The sequence below is a fragment of the uncultured Brevundimonas sp. genome (assembly GCF_963975535.1).
Taxonomy (GTDB): Bacteria; Pseudomonadota; Alphaproteobacteria; order Caulobacterales; family Caulobacteraceae; genus Brevundimonas.
Window position 1 is genome coordinate 1 of record NZ_CAXBHE010000005.1, and the last position, 22,485, is coordinate 22,485.

The window sequence follows — 22,485 nt, forward strand, 5'->3', positions numbered from 1 at the left end:
GGATGAGCGGAGAGAAAGGCGGTTAGGCCTCGGTCTTTTCTTCGGCAGTCGCTTCAGCGGCCGGAGCTTCCTCGGCAGCGGCTTCAGCGGCCGGAGCCTCTTCAGCGGCAGCTTCGGCGGCCGGGGCCTCCTCGGCGACGACTTCCGGCTCCGGAGCCGGCGGCGCGTTCTTGGCGGCTTCAGCGGCGGCAGCCGCCTCTTCCTTGGCCTTCACGGCGGCTTCGGCGGCTTCGATCTTGGCCGCGGCCTCGGCCTCGGCGCGATCGGCTTCGCGCTGGGCGCGCTCGGCGGTGCGTTCCTGGGCCTTCTTGCCGGGGACCGCCTTGTTGGGGTTGTTCGACTGGGTCCACTTGACCGTCTGGCCCAGGGTCTCGTCCTGGCTCAGGAAGCGGGCGACGCGGTCGGTGGGCTGGGCCCCCTTGCCGAGCCATTCGGCGATGCGCTCGACCTTCAGCGTGACGCGCGGCTTTTCGCCGTCCTTGGGCAGCATCGGGTTGTAGGTGCCGACGCGCTCGATGAATTTGCCATCGCGCGGCGAATGGGAGTCGGCAACGACAATATAGTAGTAGGGGCGCTTCTTGGCGCCACCACGGGCCAGACGAATCTTCAGCATTTTCAGTCTCTTTCCAGGGTTCTAATTCTATTTCTTGGCAGGGAGGCCCGGCAGGCCCGGAAGGCCTCCCGGCAGTTGTCCGCCGCCCAGGCCGGAGAGCCGGTCCTGGATGGCTTTCATTTCGTCAGCAGAGGGTTCCGGCATCTTGCCGCCGCCCATGGCCTTGAGCCGGGCCATGTCGGCCCCGCCGCCACCCATGCCGGGCAGGCCGCCCATCATGGCGGCCATCTTCTGCAGGTTCTTGCCGCCGCCACGCGACAGCGACTTGACCATGTCGGCCATCTGTCGGTGCTGTTTCAGCAGGCGGTTGATGTCCTGGACCTCGACGCCGGCACCGGCGGCGACGCGTTTCTTGCGGCTGGCGTTCAGCAGGTCGGGCTTCTTGCGCTCGGTCTTGGTCATCGAGCTGATGATGGCGATCTGACGCGCGATCATCTTGTCGTTGATGTTGTTGTCGGCCATCTGGGCCTTCATCTTGGCCACGCCCGGCAGCATGCCCATGATGCCCTGCAGCCCGCCCATCTTCGACATCTGCTGCAGCTGGGCCGACAGGTCGTTGAGATCAAACTGGCCCTTGGCCAGCTTGCGGGCCATGGCCTCGGCCTTGGACTGGTCCAGTTCCTGGCTGGCCTTCTCGACCAGGGCGACGATGTCGCCGTGACCCAGGATGCGGCCGGCGACGCGGCGGGCGTCGAACACGTCGAGCGCGTCGACCTTCTCGCCCGAGCCCAGATATTTGATCGGCAGGCCGGTCACGGCCCGCATCGACAGCATGGCCCCGCCGCGACCGTCGCCGTCGGCGCGGGTCAGGACCAGGCCGGTCAGCGGCAGGCGCTCGTGGAAGGCGGCGGCGGTCCGTACCGCGTCCTGGCCGGTCAGGCTGTCGGCGACCAGCAGGGTCTCGACCGGGTTCGAGACCCGGGCGACCTCGGCCACCTCGTTCATCAGGGCCTCGTCGAGCGTGATCCGCCCGGCGGTGTCGAGGATCAGGACGTCGAAGCCCTGCAGCTTGGCGGATTGCAGCGCCCGCTTGGCGATCTCGACGGCCGACTGGCCCTCGACGATCGGCAGGGTCGCGACCTCGATCTGCTTGCCGAGGGTGGCCAGCTGTTCCATGGCCGCCGGACGCCGCGTGTCCAGCGAGGCCATCATGACCTTCTTGCGATCGAACTTGGTCAGGCGCAGCGCCAGCTTGGCCGAGGTCGTGGTCTTGCCCGAGCCCTGCAGGCCGGCCATCAGGATCACAGCCGGCGGCGTGGCGTTGATGTTCAGCGGGGTGGGCTCTTCGCCGCCCAGCATCTCGACCAGACCGTCATAGACGATCTTGACCACCTGGTCGGCCGGCTTGACCGAGCGGATCACATCCTCGCCGGTGGCGCGTTCGGTGGCGAAGGCGATGAAGTCCTTGACCACCGGCAGGGCGACGTCGGCCTCCAGCAGGGCCACGCGCACTTCGCGCATGGCTTCCGCCACGTCCTTTTCGGACAGGGCACCGCGCCCGGTGATCCGGTCGAAAACGCCTGTCAGTCGCTCGTTCAGGGCCTCGAACATACAAACCTCATGCCCGTTTTCGCTTCAGGCCGGGATGACCTGAATCCGGAAGACGGACGCTCAGCTCCGACGGGTTGGTTCGGTCCCCATAGAGAAATGGCCCCTGGCGACGATCACGTCGGCAGGGGGTTCTCGCCCACCTCGTCCCGACAGGTCGGGGGTCGTGTGGGTGGAGACGCGAGGTTCACTTGCGCCGGAAGCCGGGGCTTATGCGCGAAAACCCGGCCAAAGACAAGCTGACCCCGCGCAGGAGCACACATCGGGTTTCAGCGTTACCATTGGCACTGCCCGTCCGCCGGCATCCTGATAGGATCGTCCCGTCCTCCCCTCCCGAAAGTCCCTGCCATGTCTCCCGCCACCGACGACCGCCTGCGCGAAGAAGTCCGACTGCTGGGCAGTCTGCTCGGCGATGTGATCCGGGACGAGGGCGGGCCGGCCCTGTTCGACCGGATCGAGGCGGTGCGCCAGGCCTCGGTCGCCTATCACCGCGACCCCGAAGCCCACGACACCGGGCCGCTGGAAGCCCTGCTGGCCGAGCTGTCGCTGGATCAGGCCGTCGGCCTGGCGCACGGCTTCGCCACCTTCTCCCTGCTGGCCAATGTCGCCGAGGACCGGGCCGGCAAGCGCCACGCCCGGGCCCTGTCCGCCGAGGGCGCGCGCGCCGACACGCCCGAGGGCGCACTGGCGCGCCTGGCCGAGATCGACCGCACGCCCGAGGACGCCCGCGCCATGCTGGCCGGGGCCCTGATCTCGCCGGTCCTGACCGCCCACCCCTCCGAGGTCCGGCGCAAGAGCGTGCTGGACCGGATTACGGCCGTCAGCGATCTGCTGGATGCCTGCGACCGGGACGACCTGGCCTGCGCCCCCGACACCCTGACCCGGGGCCTGCGGCGCCAGACGGTGATCCTGTGGGCGACCCGACTGGTGCGCACGACCGGCCTGGTGGTCCAGGACGAGATCGACACCGTCGTCTCCTTCCTCGAGCGGGTCTTCCTGCTGGCCGCCCCGGCCCAGCTGGCCGACTGGCGTCGCCGGCTGAATGCCCCCGACCTGCCGCCCTTCATCCATATCGGCACCTGGGTCGGCGGCGACCGGGACGGCAATCCCAATGTCGACGCCACGGTGCTGGAGGCCGCCTTCCGCACCCAGGCCCGGGCGGTGCTGCGCTTCTACATGGACGAGGTGCATGCCCTCGGGGCCGAACTCAGCCTGTCGGGCTCCCTGGCCGGGATCAGCGACGACCTGCGCGCCCTGTCCGAGGCCTCCGGCGACACCTCGCCCCACCGCGCCGATGAGCCCTATCGCCGCGCCCTGTCCGAAATCTACGCCCGGCTGTCGGCGACCCATCCGGTCCTGACCGGCCTGGCCGCCGCACGGCCCGCCCCGTTCGCGGCCCGGGCCTACAGCGGTCCTGACGCCTTCCGCACCGACCTGCGGGTGCTGCGCGACAGCCTGATCGCCCATCATGGGGATGCGTTTGCCGACGACCGCCTGACCCATCTGATCACCGCCGCCGAGGTGTTCGGCTTCCACATGGCGACGATGGACCTGCGCCAGAATGCCGATGTCCACGAACGGGTCGTCGCCGACCTGTTCCGCGCCGCGGGCGTCTGCCCCGACTATCTGGCGCTGGACGAGGCGGCGCGCATGAGCCTGCTGGCTGCCGAGCTGGCGTCCGAACGTCTGCTGTTCAGCCCCTATGCCGACTATGCCCCCGAGACCCTGAAGGAACGCGCCATCCTCGAGGTCGCCGCCCAGGCCCTGGCCCGCTTCGGCCCCCGGGCCCTGCGCACCCATGTCGTCTCCAAGACCGACGCCGCCTCGGATTTGCTGGAGGTCTATCTGCTGCTCAAGGAGGTCGGCCTGTACCGGCCGTCCGAGCCGGGGGCCTGCCCGATCCAGGCGGCCCCCCTGTTCGAGACCATCGATGACCTGCGCGCATCGCAGGCGACCCTGTCCCGGCTGATGCGCGAGCCCTCGGCCCTGGCCGTGGCCCGGGCCCGCGGCGTCCAGGAGGTGATGATCGGCTATTCCGACTCCAACAAGGACGGTTCCTACCTGACCTCGACCTGGGAATTGCACGAGGCCTCGCGCGCCCTGCTGGACGTGACCCGTGAGGCGGGCGTCCGCCTGCAGCTGTTCCACGGTCGCGGCGGGGCCGTCGGCCGCGGCGGCGGCTCCAGCTTCGCCGGCGTCATGGCCCAGCCCCAGGGCACGGTGGACGGCCGCATCCGCATCACCGAACAGGGCGAGGTCATCGCCAACAAATACGGCGCGCCCGACGTCGCCAAACGCAATCTCGACGCCCTGACCTGCGGTGTCCTGCTGGCGTCGCTGCGCCCCGCGCCGGACGAGACCTTCACCGCCCGCCACGGCGCGACCGTGTCCGGCCTCTCGACCGCCTCCATGGCCGCCTACCGGGCCCTGGTTTATGAGACTGACGGTTTCGTCGACTATTTCCGCGCCGCCACCCCGATCGCCGAGATCGCCGAGCTGAAGATCGGCTCGCGCCCGGCCTCGCGCAGCGCCTCCACCGCCATCGAGGATCTGCGCGCCATTCCCTGGGTGTTCAGCTGGTCGCTGTCGCGGGTCATGCTGCCGGGCTGGTACGGCTTCGGCTCGGCCGTCCAGGGAAGCGACATGGCCGAGCTGCGGACCATGGCCGCCGAATGGCCCTTCTTCCGTACCCTGGTGCAGAACATGGAGATGATCATGGCCAAGGCCGACATGAGCATCGCCCGCCGCTACGCCGACCTGGTGCCGGACGCCGCCCTGGCCGACCGCATCTACGGGGCCCTGGTCTCGGAGTGGGAGCGCACCCGTGACGCCGTCCTCGCCATCACCGGCCAGGAGGACCTGCTCAGCGACCAGCCCGAGCTGGAGCGGCTGATCCGCCTGCGCCTGCCCTATATCGAGCCGCTGAACCATCTGCAGGTCGAGCTGATCCGTCGCCGCCGGGCCGGGGACACCGACCCCCGCGTCCGCGAGGGCATATTGCTGACCATCAACGGCGTCGCCGCGGGCCTGCGCAACAGCGGCTGACCGCCCGGCCCCGCCTCACCCGACATGAAAACGGCCCGGTGGATCGCTCCACCGGGCCGATGTTCATCAGGGTCGTCGCAGTCCCTAGTTGACCGGGAAGCCCCGCACCTTCAGCAGGGCCGCCACGTCCGGGTCGCGGCCACGGAACTGGCGATAGGCCTCGCCGCGGTCGGTCGTGTTGCCCGGGGCCAGGATGATCGCCTTGAAGCGGCGGGCGATGTCCGGATTGAACACGTCGCCCGACTCCTCGAAATAGGCCCAGGTGTCGGCGTCCATCGTCTCCGACCACAGGTAGGAATAGTACCCGGCCGAGTAGGAATCCGACGTGAACAGGTGATTGAACTGCGGCAGGCGGTGCCGCATCACGATCTCCTTCGGCATGCCGTAGCGGGCCAGGCTTTCACGCTCGAACGCGTCGATGTCGGTCGGGGGCGTGGCCCGGGTGTGCAGATCCATGTCGACCAGGGCCGACGACAGATAGCTGACCGTGGCATAGCCCTGGTTGAAGGTGGACGCGGCCTCGATCTTGTCGACCAGGGCCTGGGGCATCGATTCCCCGGTCTCGACATGCTTCAGATAGCCGTCGAGGATCGGTCGGGTCAGCAGCCAGTGCTCATGCACCTGCGACGGGTATTCGACGAAGTCGCGCGGCGTGCCGCCCAGCGCCGGATAGGTCACGTTCGACGACAGATAGTGCAGGGCATGACCGAACTCGTGGAACATGGTCTCCGCGTCGTCGAGCGAGATCAGGACCGGCTGGCCACCCTCGGCCTTGGTGAAATTGTTGTTGTTCGACGCCAGCACATTGTCGTCGCCGGCATAGGTCGAATGCGACCGGTAGGTCGTCATCCAGGCCCCCGACCGCTTGCCCGGACGGGCATAGTCGTCCGTGTAGTACAGGCCGACCGGACGCCCGTGATCCTTGACCTCATAGACGGTGACATCGGGGTGGAAGACCGGCACCGTGCCTGTCGGCAGCTTGGTGAAGGTAAAGCCGTACAGACGTTCGGCCATGGCGAAGGAGCCGGCGCGGACGTTGTTCAGTTCGAAATAGGGCTTCAGCTCGTTCTGATCGAGGTCGTACTTCGCCTTCCGGACCTTCTCGGCGTAATACAGATAGTCCCACGGCTCGATGTCGTGACCGGCGATCGCGCGCATGTCGGCGACCTCCTCGGCGACGCGCGCCTTGGCCGGGGCCCAGACCCGGTTCATCAGGCTGATCGCCGCAGCCGGGGTCTTGGCCATCGTATCCTGCATCCGCCATTCGGCATGGTTGCCGAAGCCGAGCAGGGCCGCGCGTTCGGCCCGCAGTTTCACGATCTCGGCGATCGTCGCATTGGTGTCATTGGCGTCGCCATTGTCGCCGCGATTGACGAATTTCTTCCAGACGACCTCGCGCAGACCCCGGTCATCGGCGAAGCTCAGGAAGGGGTCGACGCTGGACCGGCTGTTGACGATGACCCAGCCGTCCAGATTGCGCGACCGGGCGGCGGCGGCGGCGGCGGCCTTGTTCGACTCCGGCATCCCGGCCATGCCGGCCGCGGTCGGGATCACGGTCCAGGTACGCTCGTCGGCCACCACCTTCTGGCTGAAGCTGGTGAAGGCATTCGACAGGGCGGTGTTGATCCGGCCCAGTTCGGCCTTGCCGGCGGCATCGAGGGCGGCCCCGTTGCGCATGAAGGCGTCGCGCGACCGGGTCGCGATCCGCGTCTGTTCGGTCGTCAGACCCGCGGCGGCGGCACCGTCAGCCACGGCCCTGACACGCTGGAACAGCTTTTCGTTGAAGGTGATTTCGTCGCCGGCGGCGGACAACAGCGGCGACACCTCGGTATCGACCGCCTGGTATTCATCCGAACCGATGTTCTGGATCATCACGCCATAGATCGCGTCGGCCCGCTCCAGCGGCGCCCCGGCCATCTGCATGGCCACCAGGGTGTTGGCGAAGGTGGGGGCGGCCGGGTTGTTGGCGATGGCCAGGATCTCGGCGCGGCGCAGATCGATCCCCTCGATAATGGCGGCGCGCAACCTGGCCGCCGTCACCTTGTCCCAGGGCGGTACGCCGCCGTACGGCCCGGCCCAGGTCTGCAGCAGCTCGGCCCGCGGCGTCTGGTCCGGAAGCACCGCGCGGGCGATGGCCGCGTCCGCGGCGAGCGATGTCGGCGAGGTGCCGACGGCCGTCATGGCCCCCGCTGTCGCGCAACCGGTAAGGGCGAAGAGGCTCGCGCCCCCGATGAGGACATGACGTCTATGCATGGTCGCTCCGTAATCTGGATGATGTCTGATGGACCACCCTAGGCCTATTGCGCCTGAGCGTCACATGAACGGCGCGTTATCTTGAGGATTGGACGGGAACGGGCCGGGCGGCTAAAGGCCGCACCATGGCGATTGGCGTATTCGACTCCGGGGTTGGCGGACTGACCGTTCACCGCGAACTGACCCGACGGTTCCCCCGGCGGGACTTCATCTATCTGGCCGACCAGGCCAATGCGCCCTACGGCGGCCGCGACGGCGAGGACATCGTCAACCTGACCCGCGCCGGCTGCGAGCGGCTGTTCGAGGCGGGGGCCAGCGTCATCGTCCTGGCCTGCAACACCGCCAGCGCCATCGCCCTGCGCCGGCTACAGCAGACCTGGGTGCCGGAGGCGCGCGCGCGCCATGGCCGCCCGGTCAATGTGCTGGGAATCATCGTCCCGACCATCGAGGCCGCCACCGGCCTGCCCTGGGCCTTCGAGGCCGAACGGTCCGAGCGGTTCGGCGGCGACAAGATCGAGGCCATCGACGTTACCGGCGTGTTCTGCACCGCGGCCACCGCAATGAGCCGCGTCTATGAGATCGAGATCGACAAGCGCCGCGAGGATCTGGCGGTGTTTTCCGAACCCTGCCCCGGCCTGGCCGGCCTGATCGAACTGGGCGCGCCCGCCGAGGAGCTGAAGCTGGTCGTCGATGACCATGTCGACGCCCTGCGTCGCCGCATCGGTCGCCATCCGGACAAGGCCATCCTCGGCTGTACCCATTACGAGATCGTCGCCGACCTGTTCGCCGCCGCCCTGCCGCCCGGCACGCCGGTGATCCATCAGCCGACCGCGGTCGCCGACGCCCTGGAGCGTTATTTCCTGCGCCACGCAGACTATGACCTTGGATCGGACGGTCGACGGACCTTCCTCACCTCCGGCAGGGCCGGTCCGCAGTCGGATCTGGTGGCCCAGTTCTGGGGCGAGCCCCTGACCTTCGATCCGGCCTGACCTGACGGCGCAACCGTCGGGTGACCGAAAACGCCAGGAGGGCGCAGAATGCTGAAAGCGATGATTGCCGCAGCGACGATAGGCCTGTTCGCCGTCGGGCCCGCGGCGGCGGAAGTGACCGGGCGTCATGCCGACGGGTTTGCCCTGCGCGTCACGGTCCCGACGGCCGCGTCGGCCGGTGACGTGATCTCGGCGCTCGGCACCATCGGCGGCTGGTGGGACGGTGCCCACACCTACAGCGGCGACGCCGCCAACATGACCATGGCGCTGCAGCCGGGCGACTGCTTCTGCGAGGCGCTGGCGGACGGCGGCGTGGTCGAACACGGTCGCGTGGTGACGTTTGACGCCGATCATCTGACGCTGGACGCGCCGCTCGGCCCGCTCAAGGGTCAGGCCACACGGGCCGAGCTGACCCTCCGCTGGCCCGACGCCGGAGCCGGCACGGCCGTGACCCTGACCTATGTGGTCGAGGGCCCGAATCTCGGCGGCATGGCCGGTGCGGTGGACGGGGTGCTGACCGGGGCCGTCGCCCGGCTCGTCCGCTACGCCGAGACCGGCGCGCCCTGAACTCGGGCGGTCCGACCGACCGGGCCGAGCCGGCCCCGGCTCCGGTCAGGCGGCGAGAGCGGCTTCCGAGGCGGCGATGCGGCTGGCGGCATGAACGACGGCGGCAATGCGCATCGCGGCCTGGATCCGGGTATTGGGCACGCCGTGGGTCTTCAGCGCCGCCTCATGCGCGTCCATGCACGAACCGCAGCCGTTCAGCGTACTGACCGCCAGTTCCCACAGTTCGAAATCCGCCTTGTCGACGCCGGGATTGGCCAGGACATTCATGCGCAGCCGGGCCGGCAGGGTGGTGTATTCGGTGTTCTGCATCAGGTGCAGGCCGCGATAGTAGATGTTGTTCATGCCCATGATGGCCGCGGCCGATTTCGCCGCCGAGGCGGCTTCCGGGGTCAGGACCTCGCCGGCCGCCGCCGTGATCAGTCGCACCACCGGGGCCACGCCCACCGCGTGGGCGCAGGCGAGGAAACAGCCCCATTTCTGCTGGTCGCTGAGGACCGTCTCGCTGGCCAGGGAGGACAGGTTCAGGGAGATGTCCTTGGCATAGGCGGGCATCAGGTCGCGCAGGGCGTCGATCGACATTTTGTGAGGTTCCCTTCGGGAAGCGGCTGCCGCTCGCGACGCGGTCGCTCGCTGCTTGAGCCGGATCGGGGCTGGTCTGGTTACCGGGTGCATACGCGCTCAAGTGGCGAGCGACCGCGTCGCGAGCGTAGCGCCCATGGGTGAGCGAGCGGCGAGAAGGCGGCGACGCGAACGCCGCCGCCCTCCACCATCGGGTCAGCCGTCTTCAGGCCGCGAGCGTCTCACCGCCGACCGGGCGGTTGCAGGCGCACAGCTCGTCGGTCTGCAGGGCGTCGACGACGCGCAGGGTATCGGCCGGGGCGCGGCCGACGTTCAGGTTGGTGACATAGACGTGCTGCACGACATTGTGCGGGTCGACCACGAAGGTGGCGCGCAGGGCGACACCCTCCTCTTCATTGAGGATGCCCAGCTGCCGGGCGAACTTGCCGCCGTTGTCGGCGAACTGCCAGATCGGCAGCTTGCTCAGGTCGGCATGGTCACGACGCCAGGCCAGTTTGACGAACTCATTGTCGGTCGAGCCGCCCAGCACCACGGTGTCGCGATCGTCGAACTCACGCGCCAGCGAGGCGAATTCGGCGATCTCGGTCGGGCAGACGAAGGTGAAGTCCTTCGGGTAGAAGAAGATCACCTTCCACTTGCCCTCGAAGCTCTCGCCCGTGATCGGCTCGAAGGCGGAAATGCCGTTTTCTTCATGGTCGTTGAAGCCCGGCTTTACGCCAATGACTTTGAATTCCGGCAGCTTTTCGCCAACACCAAGCATGGTCAATCCTATCGGTTCAGGAACAAGAAAAACGGCGAAGAGGGGGAGCTCTCCGCCGATCCCCGTCAGATGGGCGTCCGTCGGCACGAAGTCAAATCGATCGTTTCGCAAGTGCGAATAATACAAATCTATACGATACCGGGGCTGTCCCGCTGCGGCGCATAAGTTTTTCTGTTCCAGTCGACAATCTTTATCGATTGGCCCTTGGTCCTGGCCCGGACTAGGCTGTGTGCACATTCAGCACAGAAAGAGGCAGTCATGGACGGCAATTCAGGTGGTGATCCCCTTCAATGCCCGGCCAGGGGACCGGCGGCGCTCAGGTCCCTTGTGGGCCGCACCAACCGCGACTGGTGGCCCAACCAGCTGTCGCTGGACATCCTGCATCAGCACGGCATCAACGGCGACCCGATGGGGCCGGACTTCGACTATGCCGAGGCGTTCAAGTCCCTGGACTATCAGGCCGTCAAACGGGACCTGACCGCCCTGATGACCGACAGCCAGTCGTGGTGGCCGGCGGACTATGGTCATTACGGACCCTTCTTCATCCGCATGGCCTGGCACAGCGCCGGCACCTATCGCAGCGGTGACGGCCGCGGCGGGGCCTCGTCAGGCTCGCAGCGGTTCGCGCCCCTGAACAGCTGGCCGGACAACGCCAATCTGGACAAGGCCCGCCGGCTGCTGTGGCCGATCAAGCAGAAATACGGGGCCCGGCTCTCCTGGGCCGACCTGATGATCATGGCCGGCAATGTCGCCATCGAGTCGATGGGCGGGCCGGTGTTCGGATTCGGCGGTGGCCGCGCCGACGTGTGGGAGCCGGAGAAGGACATCTACTGGGGCACCGAGGAGGAGTGGCTCGGGGACACCCGGATCGACCCCGACCAGGAGAAGGTGCTCGAGAACCCGCTCGCCGCCATCCAGATGGGGCTGATCTACGTCAACCCTGAGGGGCCGGGCGGCAATGCCGATCCGATCGGCTCGGGTCGGGACATCCGCGAGACCTTCGCCCGCATGGGCATGAATGACGAGGAGACCGTGGCCCTGACCGCCGGCGGTCATACCTTCGGCAAATGCCACGGGGCCGGCGACGCGTCCCTGGTCGGGGCCGAACCCGAGGGGTCCGACATCGCCCAGCAGGGGCTCGGCTGGCACAGCACCCATGAAAGCGGCATCGGCGACCACACCATCACCAGCGGCCTCGAGGGATCGTGGAAGCCCAATCCGATCCGGTGGGACGACGGCTATTTCCACATGCTGCTCGACTATGACTATGAGCTGGTCACCAGTCCGGCCGGAGCCAGACAGTGGCAGCCGGTCAACCAGAAGCCCGAGGACCTGGCCCCCGCGGCCCATGATCCGACCCGGCGGGTGCCGACGATGATGACCACCGCCGACATGGCGATGAAGATGGACCCGGCCTACCGCAGGATCTCCGAACGGTTCCGGGCCAATCCCGACGAGTTCGCCGACGCCTTCGCCCGTGCCTGGTTCAAGCTGTGTCACCGTGACATGGGCCCCAGGGCCCGCTACCTCGGCCCCGAGGTGCCGGCCGAGGACCTGCTGTGGCAGGACCCGATCCCGGCCCCGTCCGGCCCCGTCATCGACGCCGCCGACATCGCCGGATTGAAGACGGCGATCTCGGCATCCGGCCTGACCGTGTCCGAACTGGTGCAGACGGCCTGGGCCGCGGCCTCGACCTATCGCGGCTCCGACCATCGCGGCGGGGCCAATGGCGGGCGCATCCGCCTGGCCCCGCAGAAGGACTGGGACGTCAACCAGCCCGAGCAGCTGGCCCGGGTGCTGACGGTGCTGGACGGCATCAAGGCGGACTTCGACACGGCGGGCGGCAAGACGGTCTCGATCGCCGACCTGATCGTGCTCGGCGGCACCGTGGCCATCGAGAAGGCGGCGAAGGACGGCGGCCATGCGGTCGAGGTCCCCTTCACCCCCGGCCGCACCGACGCGACCCAAGACCAGACCGATGCCGAGGGCTTCGCGGTGCTGGAACCCCGGGCCGACGGTTTCCGCAACTATCTGCAGGTCCGGTTCAGCGTTCCGACCGAGGAACTGCTGATCGACCGGGCCCAGCTGCTGGGACTCAGCGCGCCGCAGATGGCGGTGCTGGTCGCCGGGCTGCGGGTGCTCGGGGCCAACCACGGCGGCTCGAAGCATGGCGTCTTCACCGACCGGCCGGGCGTGCTGACCAACGACTTCTTCGTCAACCTGCTCGACATGGGCACGGCGTGGAAACAGGTCGACGACGAGGCCGACGAGGTGTTCATCGGCTCCGATCGCGCGACCGACCGGCAGAAATGGACGGCCACCCGCACGGATCTGGTGTTCGGCTCCAACGCCCAGTTGCGAGCCCTGTCGGAGGTCTATGCCGCCGCCGACGCGGAGGGGAAATTCGTGCGCGACTTCGTCACCGCCTGGACCCGGGTGATGAACGCCGACCGCTTCGACCTGCCCCGGGCCGCGCGCCGGGCCGAGGCCTGATCGCCTGACCGCCCGGTCCCCGACACGTCGGGGACCGGGACACCGGCGGCCCCGCCCTTCGATGAGGCCAGCCGATAGATTTTGATCTCATGATAGCGAACCCTTATACCGCTCTCATGCTCCCGACCCTGCGACAGCTCCAGTATCTCAAGCTGCTGGCCGAACACGCGTCGTTCAGCCGGGCCGCCGAGGCGGCCCATGTCAGCCAGCCGGCCCTGTCGTCGGGCGTGCAGGAGCTGGAGAAGATTCTCGGGGCCCCGGTGGTCGAGCGCACCCGCGGCAATGTCCAGCTGACCGCCGTCGGGGCCGAGGCCGTGCGCCGGGCCGAGGACGTGCTGGCCCGGACCGAGGACCTGGTCGAGGCCGCCCGCAATGCCGGACGCCCGCTGTCCGGCCGGTTCCGTCTGGGCATCATCCCGACGATCGCGCCCTTTCTGCTGCCCAATAAATTGCCCGGCCTGAATGCCGCCTATCCGACCCTGCGCCTGTTCATCCGCGAGGACCTGACGCCGCGGCTGATCACCGGACTGAAGGCCGGACAGCTGGACGCGGCCGTGATCGCCCTGCCCTATTCGGCCCCCGGCATCGATCATGCCCGCATCGGCGACGACGAGATCCTGGCCGCCGCCCCGGTCGGTCACCGGCTGGCCGTGCCCGGGGCCATCCACCCGGGGGCCCTGAAGGCCGAGGACCTGATCCTGCTGGAAGATGGCCACTGCCTGCGCGACCAGGCCCTGGCCGCCTTCGAAATCGAACCGTCGCGCGGCGATGACGTCTTCGCCGCCACCTCGCTGCACACCCTGGTGCAGATGGTCTCGTCCGGGCTGGGCGTCAGCTTCCTGCCGCGCATGGCGGTCGACGCGGGTCTGGCCGACATGCCCGGCGTGGTCATCCGCCCGATCTCGGCCAAGGCCCCCAGTCGCGAGATCGTCGTCGCCTGGCGCCGGGGCTCCAGCCGGGCCGCCGAGGCGCGGCTGCTGGCCGGGGCCCTGCAACTGGACGCCCCCGCGGCCTGAAACGCGAAAAGGGCCGGCGGATCCCTCCGCCGGCCCCTGTCATGCGTCCGCCCGGTCCGCCTAGTCGCGGGCCAGGTTCCGCAGCACATAGGGCATCACGCCCCCGGCCTTGAAATAGTCCATCTCGGTGGCGTTATCGATGCGGCAGCGGACCGGGAAACGGGCCATCTTGCCGTCCGACGGGCGGAACAGCTCGACCCACAGGTCCTGGCGCGGACGCAGCTTGCCGGTGTTGACGTCGGACAGGCCGCGAATGGTGACGATCTCCTCGCCGGTCAGACCCAGCTTGGTCCAGCCGTCCTGCTTGAACTGCAGCGGCACCACGCCCATGCCGATCAGGTTCGAACGGTGGATGCGCTCATAGCTCTCGGCGATGACCGCGCGGACGCCCAGCAGACGGGTGCCCTTGGCGGCCCAGTCACGCGACGAGCCGGTGCCGTATTCCTTGCCGGCGAACACGACCAGCGGCCGGCCCTCGGCCTGGTAGCGCATGGCCGCGTCATAGATGGACATCGTGTCCTGCGACGGGAAATGCTTGGTCACCCCGCCCTCGATCTCGGGCGTGATCTTGTTGCGGATACGGATGTTGGCGAAGGTGCCGCGCATCATCACTTCGTGGTTGCCGCGACGCGCGCCGTAGCTGTTGAAGTCCAGCGTATCGACGCCGTGCTCGGTCAGATAGACCCCGGCGGGCGAGGTCTTCTTGATCGAGCCGGCGGGGCTGATGTGGTCGGTGGTGATCGAGTCGCCGAAGATGCCGAGCACGCGGGCCTCGACGATGTCGGTGACCGGGGCCGGCTCCATCGTCATGCCCTCGAAATAGGGCGGGTTCTGCACATAGGTCGAGGCGTCGTCCCAGGCATAGGTCTGACCGCCCTCGACGGCGATGCCCTGCCAGTGCTTGTCGCCCTTGAACACGTCGGCATAGCGTTTGGCGAACATGGCCGGGGTGACGCATTTCCTCTGGATGTCGGCGATCTCCTTCGAGGTCGGCCAGACATCCTTCAGGAAGACATCCTTGCCCTTCTTGTCCTGACCGATCGGGTCCTTGGAGATGTCGATCCGCATCGAACCGGCCAGGGCATAGGCCACGACCAGCGGCGGCGAGGCCAGATAGTTAGCCTGGACGTCGGGGTTCACCCGGCCCTCGAAATTGCGGTTACCCGACAGCACCGAGGTGGCGACGAGGCCGTTGTCGTTGATGGTCTGCGAAATGGCCGGATCCAGCGGACCCGAGTTGCCGATGCAGGTGGTGCAGCCGTAGCCGACCAGGTTGAACCCCAGGGTGTCGAGGTCGGTCTGCAGGCCGGCCGCGGTCAGATAGTCGGTGACCACCTGCGAACCGGGGGCCAGCGAGGTCTTGACCCACGGCTTGACCTTCAGCCCCAGCTTGTGGGCCTTGCGCGCCACCAGACCGGCGGCGATCAGCACCGACGGGTTGGAGGTGTTGGTGCAGGAGGTGATGGCGGCGATGACCACGTCACCGTCGCCGATGTCGAACTTGTGGCCCTTGACCGGGTAGCGGGCGGTGGCGTCCGGGCGCGCGAAGACCTCGCCCATCGCGGTTTCAAAGGCCGGAGCGGCCTCGGTCAGGGCGACCCGGTCCTGCGGACGCTTGGGTCCGGCCAGCGACGGTACGACCTCGGCCATGTCGAGCGACAGGATGTCGGTGAACACCGGGTCTTCCGAATTCTCGTCGATCCACAGACCCTGGGCCTCGGCATAGGCCTTGACCAGGGCGACGCGGGCCTTGTCCCGGCCGGTGGCGGTCAGATAGTCGAGGGTCGCCTGGGACACCGGGAAGAAGCCGCAGGTGGCCCCGTATTCCGGGGCCATGTTGGCGATCGTGGCCTGGTCCTCGATGGTCAGGGCGCTGACGCCCGGGCCGAAGAATTCGACGAATTTGCCGACGACGCCCTTCTTGCGCAGCATCTGGGTCACGGTCAGCACCAGGTCGGTGGCCGTAGCCCCCTCGGGCAGGCGACCGTCGAGACGGAAGCCGATGACCTCGGGGATCAGCATCGGGATCGGCTGGCCCAGCATGGCCGCCTCGGCCTCGATGCCGCCGACGCCCCAGCCCAGAACGGCCAGGCCGTTGATCATGGTGGTGTGGCTGTCAGTGCCGACCACGGTGTCGGGGTAGGCGACGGTCGCCTTGCCCTCGGCCACGGTCCAGACGGTCTGCGCCAGGTTCTCGAGATTGACCTGGTGGCAGATGCCGGTGCCGGGGGGCACGACGCGGAAATTGTTGAAGGCCGACGAGCCCCAGCGCAGGAATTTGTAGCGCTCGATGTTGCGCTCGTACTCACGCTCGACGTTCTGGGCGAAGGCACCCGGGGTGCCGAAATGATCGACCATGACCGAATGGTCGATGACCAGGTCGACCGGCGTCAGCGGGTTGATCCGCGACGGGTCGGCGGCGAGGGCCGTCATGGCGTCGCGCATGGCGGCCAGGTCGACCACGGCGGGCACGCCGGTGAAGTCCTGCATCAGCACCCGGGCCGGACGGAAGGCGATCTCGTGCTCGACCGAGCCCTTGTTGTCGATCCAGGCGGCCACGGCCTTGAGGTCGGCCTCGGTGACGGACACGCCGTCCTCGTTGCGCAGCAGATTCTCCAGCAGCACCTTCATCGAGCGCGGCAGGCGGGAAATCCCGGTCAGACCGGCTTCCTCGGCGGCCGGAAGGCTGTAATAGGCATATTTCTTGCGACCGACGGTCATGTCCCGGCGGGTGGTAAGGCTGTCAACTGACGGCATGGAGAGCTTCCTCTGGTCAAAGCCGCCCGGACATCCGGTTGCGCGGTCGCGCGACAGACGGCGGGGCACACAGGTCCCCGCCGCGCGCGGCGACAGCCTGCTGCGGCAAGCGCGTTCATAATGCGTGACGACGCGGCAGTCCATGTATCCACGCCGCCGTCATGGATATTGAGAACGGGTCTCAACTTGGCCCGCCGGGCCCTCTGTGCGGATATGCGGCCATGATCACCGCCCTGTCCGTCACCGACCTCGCCCTCGCCCGCGGCGAACGGATGCTGTTCCGGACCCTGGACCTGACCCTGGCCGCCGGCGAGGCCGTGGCCCTGACCGGGGCCAACGGCGCGGGCAAGACCAGCCTGCTGCGCGCCGTCGCCGGTTTCATCCGCCCCGAAGCCGGCATCGTGAGCTTCCGCGACGCCGCCGGCGACGCCATCGACCCGCAGGACGCCCGGGCCCACGGCCTGCATCTGCTGGGCCATCTCGACGGACTCAAGACGGCCCGCACCGCCCGCGATGAACTGCTGTTCCAGTCGCAATGGCTGGGTCACAGCCACCACGGCATCACCGGGGCGATCGAGACCCTGGGCCTGGCCCCCCTGCTCGACCTGGAGGTGCGCCAGCTCTCGGCCGGACAGCGCCGGCGGCTGGCCCTGGCCCGTCTGATCGGCGCGCCGCGCTCGCTGTGGCTGCTGGACGAACCGCTCAGCCCGCTGGACGCCCGCTGGCGCGCGGTGGTCGGTGCGATGATGGCGCGCCACCTGCAGGGCGGCGGCCTGATCCTCGCCGCTGTCCACGACCCCCTGCCGATCCCGGCCCGCGCCCTCGACCTCGGGGCCGGACGATGAGCCCGGTCCGCACCGCCCTGGGGGTGCTGTTCCGGCGCGAACTGTCCCTGGCCTGGGGCGGCGGCGGCGGTCCGCTGCTGGCCTGCGGCTTCTTCGCCTGTCTGACGGTGCTGGTGCCGCTGGCCGCCGGCGGTGATCCGGTCGGGCTGAAGCCGATCGCCTCGGCCATCGCCTGGCTGGCCCTGGCCCTCGCCGCGATGCTGTCGCTGGAGCGGCTGTTCGAACGCGACCTCGAGGACGGGGCGCTGGACCTGCTGGCCACCGGCCCCCTGCCGCTGGAAGCGGTCTTCGTGGTCAAGGCCGTCAGCCAGTGGCTGGCCACCGGCCTGCCGCTGGCCCTGACCGCCCCGGTCGCCGCCCTGACCCTGGGCCTGTCGCCCGACCTGCTGCCCCTGACCGCCCTGGCCGCGGCGATCGGCGGTCTCGGCTTCGCCTTCACCGGGGCGCTGGGCGCCGCCCTGGCCCTGGGCACAAGGCGCGGCGGCCTGCTGATCGCCATCGTCGTCCTGCCCCTGTTGATCCCGCCGGTGGTGTTCGGGGCCGGGGCGCTGGCGCGGGCCGCCAGCGGCATGGACCCGGCCCCGGCCCTGGCCCTGCTGGCCGCCTACGCCCTGTTCGCCCTGCTGATCGGCCCGTTCGCCGGGGCCGCCGCCATCCGCAATGCGCAGGGCTGAGGTTCACCCGGCCCCCCGCGCGATCGGTCGCGCCCGCCTTATGTAGCGCGACGCGCGATAGGCCACTAAGAAGCTCCCCATGTTCGGTCTCGCCAATCCCGAGCGCTTCATGCGCTTCACCCGCCCCGTGACGCCGGGTCTGTGGGGGCTGGCCGCCGTGCTGCTGGCCGTCGGGACCTGGCTGTCCTTCACCGCCCCCGAGGACTACCAGCAGGGCGACACGGTGCGGATCATGTTCGTCCATGTGCCGGCCGCCACCCTGGGCCTGGTGGCCTATGCGGCGCTGGGCGTCTCCAGCTTCTTCGCCCTGGTGTTCCGCCATCCGCTGGCCGACGCCGCCGCCCGCGCCGCCGCCGTGCCCGGGGCCGCCTTCACCGCCCTGGCCCTGGTCACCGGCTCCCTGTGGGGCAAGCCGATGTGGGGGGCCTGGTGGGCCTGGGGCGACGCGCGGCTGATGTCTGTGCTGATCCTGTTCCTGTTCTACCTCGGCTATATCGCCCTGCGGTCCGCGATCGACGACGAGGTCAAGGCCGGGCGTGCCGCCGCCGTGCTGGGTCTGGTCGGGCTGATCAACCTGCCGATCGTCAAATTCTCGGTCGACTGGTGGAACACCCTGCACCAGCCCGCCTCGCTGCTGCGCATGGGCGGGCCGTCGATGAGCGAGGCCTTCCTGGTCCCGCTGCTGACCATGATGGCGGCCTATGCCGCCCTGTTCGGGGCGCTTTGGCTGACCGCCATCCGCACCGAAGTCACCCGCCGCCGGGTCCTGACCCTGCGCGCCCGCGCCGCCCTGGAGGCCTGAGATGCCGGACCTCGACATGGGAACCTATGCCGCCTTCGTCTGGCCTGCCTGGGGCATCAGCGCCCTGGTGCTGGCGGCGCTGGGCGTCCGCGCCGTCCGCGCCGCACGGCGCTGGTCGCGGGCCCTGGCGGCGCTGGAAGCGACCGTCACCACCGACCCGACCGGGCCTGCGGCATGAATCGCTGGCTGTCCCTGATCCCGCTGGCCGTGGTCGCCGCCCTGGCCGCCCTGTTCATCGGCTGGTCGTTGAAGCGCGACCCGGCCTTCAAGCCCGACGCCCTGGTCGGCCAGCCGATCCCCGAGACCGTGCTGCCGATGCTGGACGGCGACCGCGCCGGGCCGGGCTATCTCGACCTCAAGACCGCCGGGGTCGGGCGGCCGATGATCGTCAATGTCTTCGCCTCCTGGTGCGCCCCGTGTCAGGTCGAGAACCCGACCCTGCTGGCCCTGAAGGCCCGCGGCGTGGCCGTGGTCGGCGTCGCCTACAAGGACGACCCGGCCGACACGCGCAAATTCCTCGATGCGTTCGGCGACCCCTTCGCCAAGGTGCTGGTCGACCGCGACGGGCGGGCCGGGCTCGACCTGGGCGTCTCCGGCGTGCCCGAGACCTTCGCCGTCGACGCCATGGGCAGGGTCGTGGCCAAACATTCCGGCCCGCTGCTCGATCAGGCCGACGTCGAGCATCTGGTCGCCGCGATGCAGGCTCCGCCGCGCGCCCTGCCCACAGCCACGCGCCGCTGATCCCGGACCCGGGCCCGGCGCGTTAACCCTTTTTCGACAGGATTGGTTAACCGTCCGGACATGAGCGCGATTCGCCCCGACATGCCCGCCGCCCTGCCCGGCACCGGCCCGACCAGCTCCGGCGGGGCCGCGGCCGATGCCGCCCGGGCCGCCTTCTTCCGCGCGGCCCTGGGCCAGGTCCAGGCGACCCCGGCCCCGGCGCGTGCCGTTGCCCCGGCGCCGGCCGCTCTGGCCACCGCTTCGACCGGCACCGCCCGGGCCGAGCCGTCCGCCGACCGGCCGGGCCGACCCGGCGCGCTGCTGGATATTCGCGTCTAGGCCCGGTTTCGCCGGCGCGTCAGGCCGGGGCCTTCCGGCCCTTGGCCGGCTTGGCCGCCTTGTCCGGCCTGGCGGTCTTTTTCGCCGCCCGCTCGGCCTTGCGGGCCTCCTTCAGCGCCTTCTTGGCGGCGCGGGCGTCCGCCTGGGCCTTGTCCGGGGCCGCGTCGGCGGCCGAGGCCAGGTCCGACAGCAGGGCCAGAAAGCCGTCGCGCTTGCCCTTGGGCAGCAGGGCCATGATGCGCTTGTCCGCCGCCGCGACCCGCGGCCGGGCCGCGTCCAGCGCCGCCGCCCCCGCCTCCGACAGCCGCACGGCCATGGCCCGGGCGTCGATCGCCGATCGTTCGCGCACCAGCAGCCCCTTGGTCGTCATCCGCGCCACCAGATCGGCCAGGGTCGAGCGGTCGATGCCGGTCGCGCGGACCAGATCGGTCTGGGTCAGGCCTGACTTCTGCGACACCGCCTCCAGCACCGCGAACTGGCGCTGCGTCAGGCCGTCAGGCCCGGTCTCGGCGGCATAGATGTCGAGCGCCAGCTGCAGGGCGCGGTGGATCAGATGGCTGGGCGACACCGCCAGCTGCCCGTGCCGCCGTGTCTGTTTTCCGGACTTGACCATCAACCGTCTCCTCCCGCTGCGACCGCCTCAGATGCCCGGATCAGGCGTGATCGGTCCGGGCTCGCCGGCGGTCGGCAGCAGGTTCTTCATGATGAAGGGGATCTGCAGCAGGCCGAACACGATGGCCAGGATGAACAGGCCGACCCGGAACTGGACCCAGGTGCCGTCCGACTGGGTGCGCCAGATGACCTCGTTGGTCACCGCCACCGTCGCGAAATACAGGCCGTAGCGCAGGGTCAGAACGCGCCACGCCTGGTCGGTCACCCGGATGGCGTCGCCCAGCAGATATTTGAACGGCGACCGGTTCAGCGGCAGCGAGCCCAGCAGCACCACCGCCAGCAGGGCGTTCTGCACGGTCAGCTTGATCTTGATCAGGCTCTCGTCCTGGAAGACGATGGTCATGGTCCCGAACACCAGGGCGAACAGGCCGGTGATCAGCGGCAGCGGGGCGAACCGCTTCTCGACGAAATAGCCGGTCGCCAGGGCCAGGGTCGAGGCGATGACCAGCACCCAGGTGGCCTTGATCATGTCGCGGGTGACGAAATAGGCGACGGCGAAGGCCAGCAGGGCCCCGAAGTCCACGGCCTGGCGGATCCACTGGCCCGTCTTCGGGGCCGGATCGGTGTTCGGGGTCGTCGTCTCGGTCATTCTCAGTCCTCAAGCCCGACCAGCGAGCGCGAAAAGGCCCGGGCATCGAACGGTTGCAGGTCCTCGATGCCCTCGCCGACACCGATCAGCTTGATCGGCGCGTCCGAGGCCTGGGCCACGGGCACCAGCACCCCGCCACGGGCCGTGCCGTCCAGCTTGGTCATCACCAGACCCGAGACATAAGCGGTCCGGCCGAAGATCTGTTCCTGGGCCAGGGCATTGCGGCCGACGGTGGCGTCCAGCACCAGCAGGGTCTCGTGCGGGGCGTCCGGGTCGATCTTCTTCAGCACCCGAACGATCTTCAGCAGCTCGTCCATCAGGGCCGACTTGTTCTGCAGCCGTCCGGCGGTGTCGATCAGGACCACGTCATAGCCCTCGGCCTTCGCCCTGGTATAGGCGTCGAAGGCCAGGCCGGCGGGGTCGGCCCCGTCGCGGCGGCTCTCGAAATCGGCCCCGGCGCGCTCGGCCCAGACCTTGAGCTGTTCGCGGGCGGCGGCGCGGAAGGTGTCGCAGGCGACGATCATCACCTTCGCCCCCTGACCGGTCAGGTCGGCGGCGATCTTGCCCAGGGTCGTGGTCTTGCCCGAGCCGTTGACCCCGACGAACAGGGTGACAAAGGGTTTCGGCCCGTTCAGCGGTTCATAGGCGGCCTGGCGCGGCAGCAGTTCGGCGGCGACCGCCTCGGCCAGGGCCTCCTTGACCTCGCGCTCGTCCGAGACCTTGCCGAAGCGCAGGTCGCGAAAGCGCGCGACGATCCGCGCCGAGGCCGCCGGCCCCAGATCGCTCTCGATCAGATGCTCTTCCAGCTGCTCCAGCGCCGCCTCGCTCAGCGGCTCGCGGATGAAGGTGGAGACGACCTGTTCGGTCATCTGTTTCGAGGATCGGCCCAGACCCTCGCTCAGCCGCGAGAGCCAGCCCTTTTTCGGCGTGTCGTTCATTGTGTCCGCTTAGCCGACCCGGCCCGCCGCGTCACGCGAACGCGGACAATTGAGGGGGCCGGGGTGTCCCTTCGGAAAAAACACGGTCCACTGAGTCCACTGAGTCCACATTACCGGAGGCTGACCCGGAGCGTCGGACCCCGGCTGGTGATCAGGCGGCATTATGGGGGACCTGGGACCGCGGGTCGGTCGATTTGCCCGGCTTTTTTGTAGCCGCTGGTTTTCGTTGAAGGTTTTTTCGCGGATCGGGAAAATCCGTGCGAGGTTTTACCGGTCCGGCGCGATG

General features: G+C 69.0%; 20 protein-coding genes. 11 read left to right on the forward strand and 9 right to left on the reverse strand.

Annotated elements, in window-relative coordinates; translation table 11 throughout:
- Positions 1-22: 22 nt before the first annotated feature.
- A complete protein-coding gene (rpsP, locus tag AACZ75_RS08145) occupies positions 23-613 on the reverse strand; it encodes a 30S ribosomal protein S16 (protein WP_339872335.1) in 591 nt (196 codons plus the stop codon).
- Positions 614-640: 27 nt separating this feature from the next.
- The gene (ffh, locus tag AACZ75_RS08150) at positions 641-2,164 is read right to left on the reverse strand and encodes a signal recognition particle protein (protein ID WP_339872336.1); all 1,524 of its coding nucleotides are present in this window, start codon (positions 2,162-2,164) and stop codon (positions 641-643) included.
- 345 nt (positions 2,165-2,509) lie between these two features.
- Between ffh and ppc the strand changes: the two genes are divergently transcribed.
- Positions 2,510-5,206 carry a phosphoenolpyruvate carboxylase gene (gene ppc / locus AACZ75_RS08155; RefSeq protein ID WP_339872338.1) on the forward strand — a complete coding sequence of 899 codons (2,697 nt, stop codon included), beginning with the start codon at positions 2,510-2,512 and terminating at the stop codon, positions 5,204-5,206.
- A gap of 84 nt (positions 5,207-5,290) precedes the next feature.
- On the opposite strand, the gene AACZ75_RS08160 is transcribed toward ppc, so the two are convergent.
- Positions 5,291-7,459, reverse strand: coding sequence for a M3 family metallopeptidase (locus tag AACZ75_RS08160; RefSeq protein WP_339872339.1), 2,169 nt, complete (start codon positions 7,457-7,459; stop codon positions 5,291-5,293).
- 125 nt (positions 7,460-7,584) lie between these two features.
- On the opposite strand from AACZ75_RS08160, the gene AACZ75_RS08165 reads away from it, so the two are divergent.
- Both AACZ75_RS08165 and AACZ75_RS08170 read left to right on the forward strand, forming a co-directional pair.
- Positions 7,585-8,448 carry an aspartate/glutamate racemase family protein gene (locus AACZ75_RS08165; protein WP_339872340.1) on the forward strand — a complete coding sequence of 288 codons (864 nt, stop codon included), beginning with the start codon at positions 7,585-7,587 and terminating at the stop codon, positions 8,446-8,448.
- A gap of 48 nt (positions 8,449-8,496) precedes the next feature.
- Complete coding sequence (locus AACZ75_RS08170) at positions 8,497-9,015, forward strand: ATPase (protein ID WP_339872341.1); 519 nt, start codon at positions 8,497-8,499, stop codon at positions 9,013-9,015.
- Between the two features lie 45 nt (positions 9,016-9,060).
- On the opposite strand, the gene AACZ75_RS08175 is transcribed toward AACZ75_RS08170, so the two are convergent.
- Positions 9,061-9,594, reverse strand: a complete 534-nt coding sequence (locus AACZ75_RS08175) for a carboxymuconolactone decarboxylase family protein (protein WP_339872342.1) — start codon at positions 9,592-9,594, stop codon at positions 9,061-9,063.
- 205 nt (positions 9,595-9,799) lie between these two features.
- Positions 9,800-10,354: a peroxiredoxin gene (locus AACZ75_RS08180; protein WP_339872343.1), complete on the reverse strand. Its 555-nt coding sequence runs from the start codon at positions 10,352-10,354 to the stop codon at positions 9,800-9,802.
- A gap of 258 nt (positions 10,355-10,612) precedes the next feature.
- On the opposite strand from AACZ75_RS08180, the gene katG reads away from it, so the two are divergent.
- Together katG and AACZ75_RS08190 are read left to right on the forward strand one after the other, a co-directional pair.
- Positions 10,613-12,847: a catalase/peroxidase HPI gene (gene katG / locus AACZ75_RS08185; protein ID WP_339872344.1), complete on the forward strand. Its 2,235-nt coding sequence runs from the start codon at positions 10,613-10,615 to the stop codon at positions 12,845-12,847.
- 116 nt (positions 12,848-12,963) lie between these two features.
- Positions 12,964-13,863: a LysR substrate-binding domain-containing protein gene (locus AACZ75_RS08190; RefSeq protein WP_339872345.1), complete on the forward strand. Its 900-nt coding sequence runs from the start codon at positions 12,964-12,966 to the stop codon at positions 13,861-13,863.
- A gap of 60 nt (positions 13,864-13,923) precedes the next feature.
- Here AACZ75_RS08190 and acnA read toward each other — a convergent pair whose 3' ends face one another.
- Complete coding sequence (gene acnA, locus AACZ75_RS08195) at positions 13,924-16,620, reverse strand: aconitate hydratase AcnA (RefSeq protein WP_339872346.1); 2,697 nt, start codon at positions 16,618-16,620, stop codon at positions 13,924-13,926.
- Positions 16,621-16,841: 221 nt separating this feature from the next.
- On the opposite strand from acnA, the gene ccmA reads away from it, so the two are divergent.
- The 6 genes from ccmA (at position 16,842) to AACZ75_RS08225 (ending at position 20,000) form a co-directional block, all read left to right on the forward strand.
- Positions 16,842-17,465: a heme ABC exporter ATP-binding protein CcmA gene (gene ccmA, locus AACZ75_RS08200; protein WP_339872347.1), complete on the forward strand. Its 624-nt coding sequence runs from the start codon at positions 16,842-16,844 to the stop codon at positions 17,463-17,465.
- Positions 17,462-18,139, forward strand: coding sequence for a heme exporter protein CcmB (gene ccmB / locus AACZ75_RS08205; protein ID WP_339872348.1), 678 nt, complete (start codon positions 17,462-17,464; stop codon positions 18,137-18,139). Before ccmA ends, ccmB begins: the two co-directional genes overlap by 4 nt.
- A 79-nt stretch (positions 18,140-18,218) precedes the next feature.
- Positions 18,219-18,941 (forward strand): heme ABC transporter permease, encoded by a 723-nt coding sequence (locus tag AACZ75_RS08210; RefSeq protein ID WP_339872349.1) that lies wholly within the window; start codon positions 18,219-18,221, stop codon positions 18,939-18,941.
- Between the two features lies 1 nt (position 18,942).
- Positions 18,943-19,119: a heme exporter protein CcmD gene (gene ccmD, locus AACZ75_RS08215; RefSeq protein ID WP_339872350.1), complete on the forward strand. Its 177-nt coding sequence runs from the start codon at positions 18,943-18,945 to the stop codon at positions 19,117-19,119.
- Positions 19,116-19,682 carry a DsbE family thiol:disulfide interchange protein gene (locus AACZ75_RS08220; protein ID WP_339872351.1) on the forward strand — a complete coding sequence of 189 codons (567 nt, stop codon included), beginning with the start codon at positions 19,116-19,118 and terminating at the stop codon, positions 19,680-19,682. Before ccmD ends, AACZ75_RS08220 begins: the two co-directional genes overlap by 4 nt.
- A gap of 60 nt (positions 19,683-19,742) precedes the next feature.
- On the forward strand, positions 19,743-20,000 hold the full coding sequence (locus AACZ75_RS08225; RefSeq protein ID WP_339872352.1) for a hypothetical protein: 258 nt from the start codon (positions 19,743-19,745) through the stop codon (positions 19,998-20,000).
- Between the two features lie 19 nt (positions 20,001-20,019).
- Here the strand turns inward: AACZ75_RS08225 and AACZ75_RS08230 are convergent, their stop codons facing one another.
- From AACZ75_RS08230 to ftsY, 3 genes are read right to left on the reverse strand one after another with little or no spacing between them, the layout of a single operon-like run.
- Positions 20,020-20,613 carry a helix-turn-helix domain-containing protein gene (locus AACZ75_RS08230; protein ID WP_339872353.1) on the reverse strand — a complete coding sequence of 198 codons (594 nt, stop codon included), beginning with the start codon at positions 20,611-20,613 and terminating at the stop codon, positions 20,020-20,022.
- A 27-nt stretch (positions 20,614-20,640) separates the two neighbouring features.
- Positions 20,641-21,261, reverse strand: a complete 621-nt coding sequence (locus AACZ75_RS08235; RefSeq protein ID WP_339872355.1) for an inner membrane-spanning protein YciB — start codon at positions 21,259-21,261, stop codon at positions 20,641-20,643.
- Positions 21,262-21,263: 2 nt separating this feature from the next.
- Positions 21,264-22,199, reverse strand: coding sequence for a signal recognition particle-docking protein FtsY (gene ftsY, locus AACZ75_RS08240; RefSeq protein ID WP_339872356.1), 936 nt, complete (start codon positions 22,197-22,199; stop codon positions 21,264-21,266).
- Positions 22,200-22,485 lie beyond the last annotated feature (286 nt).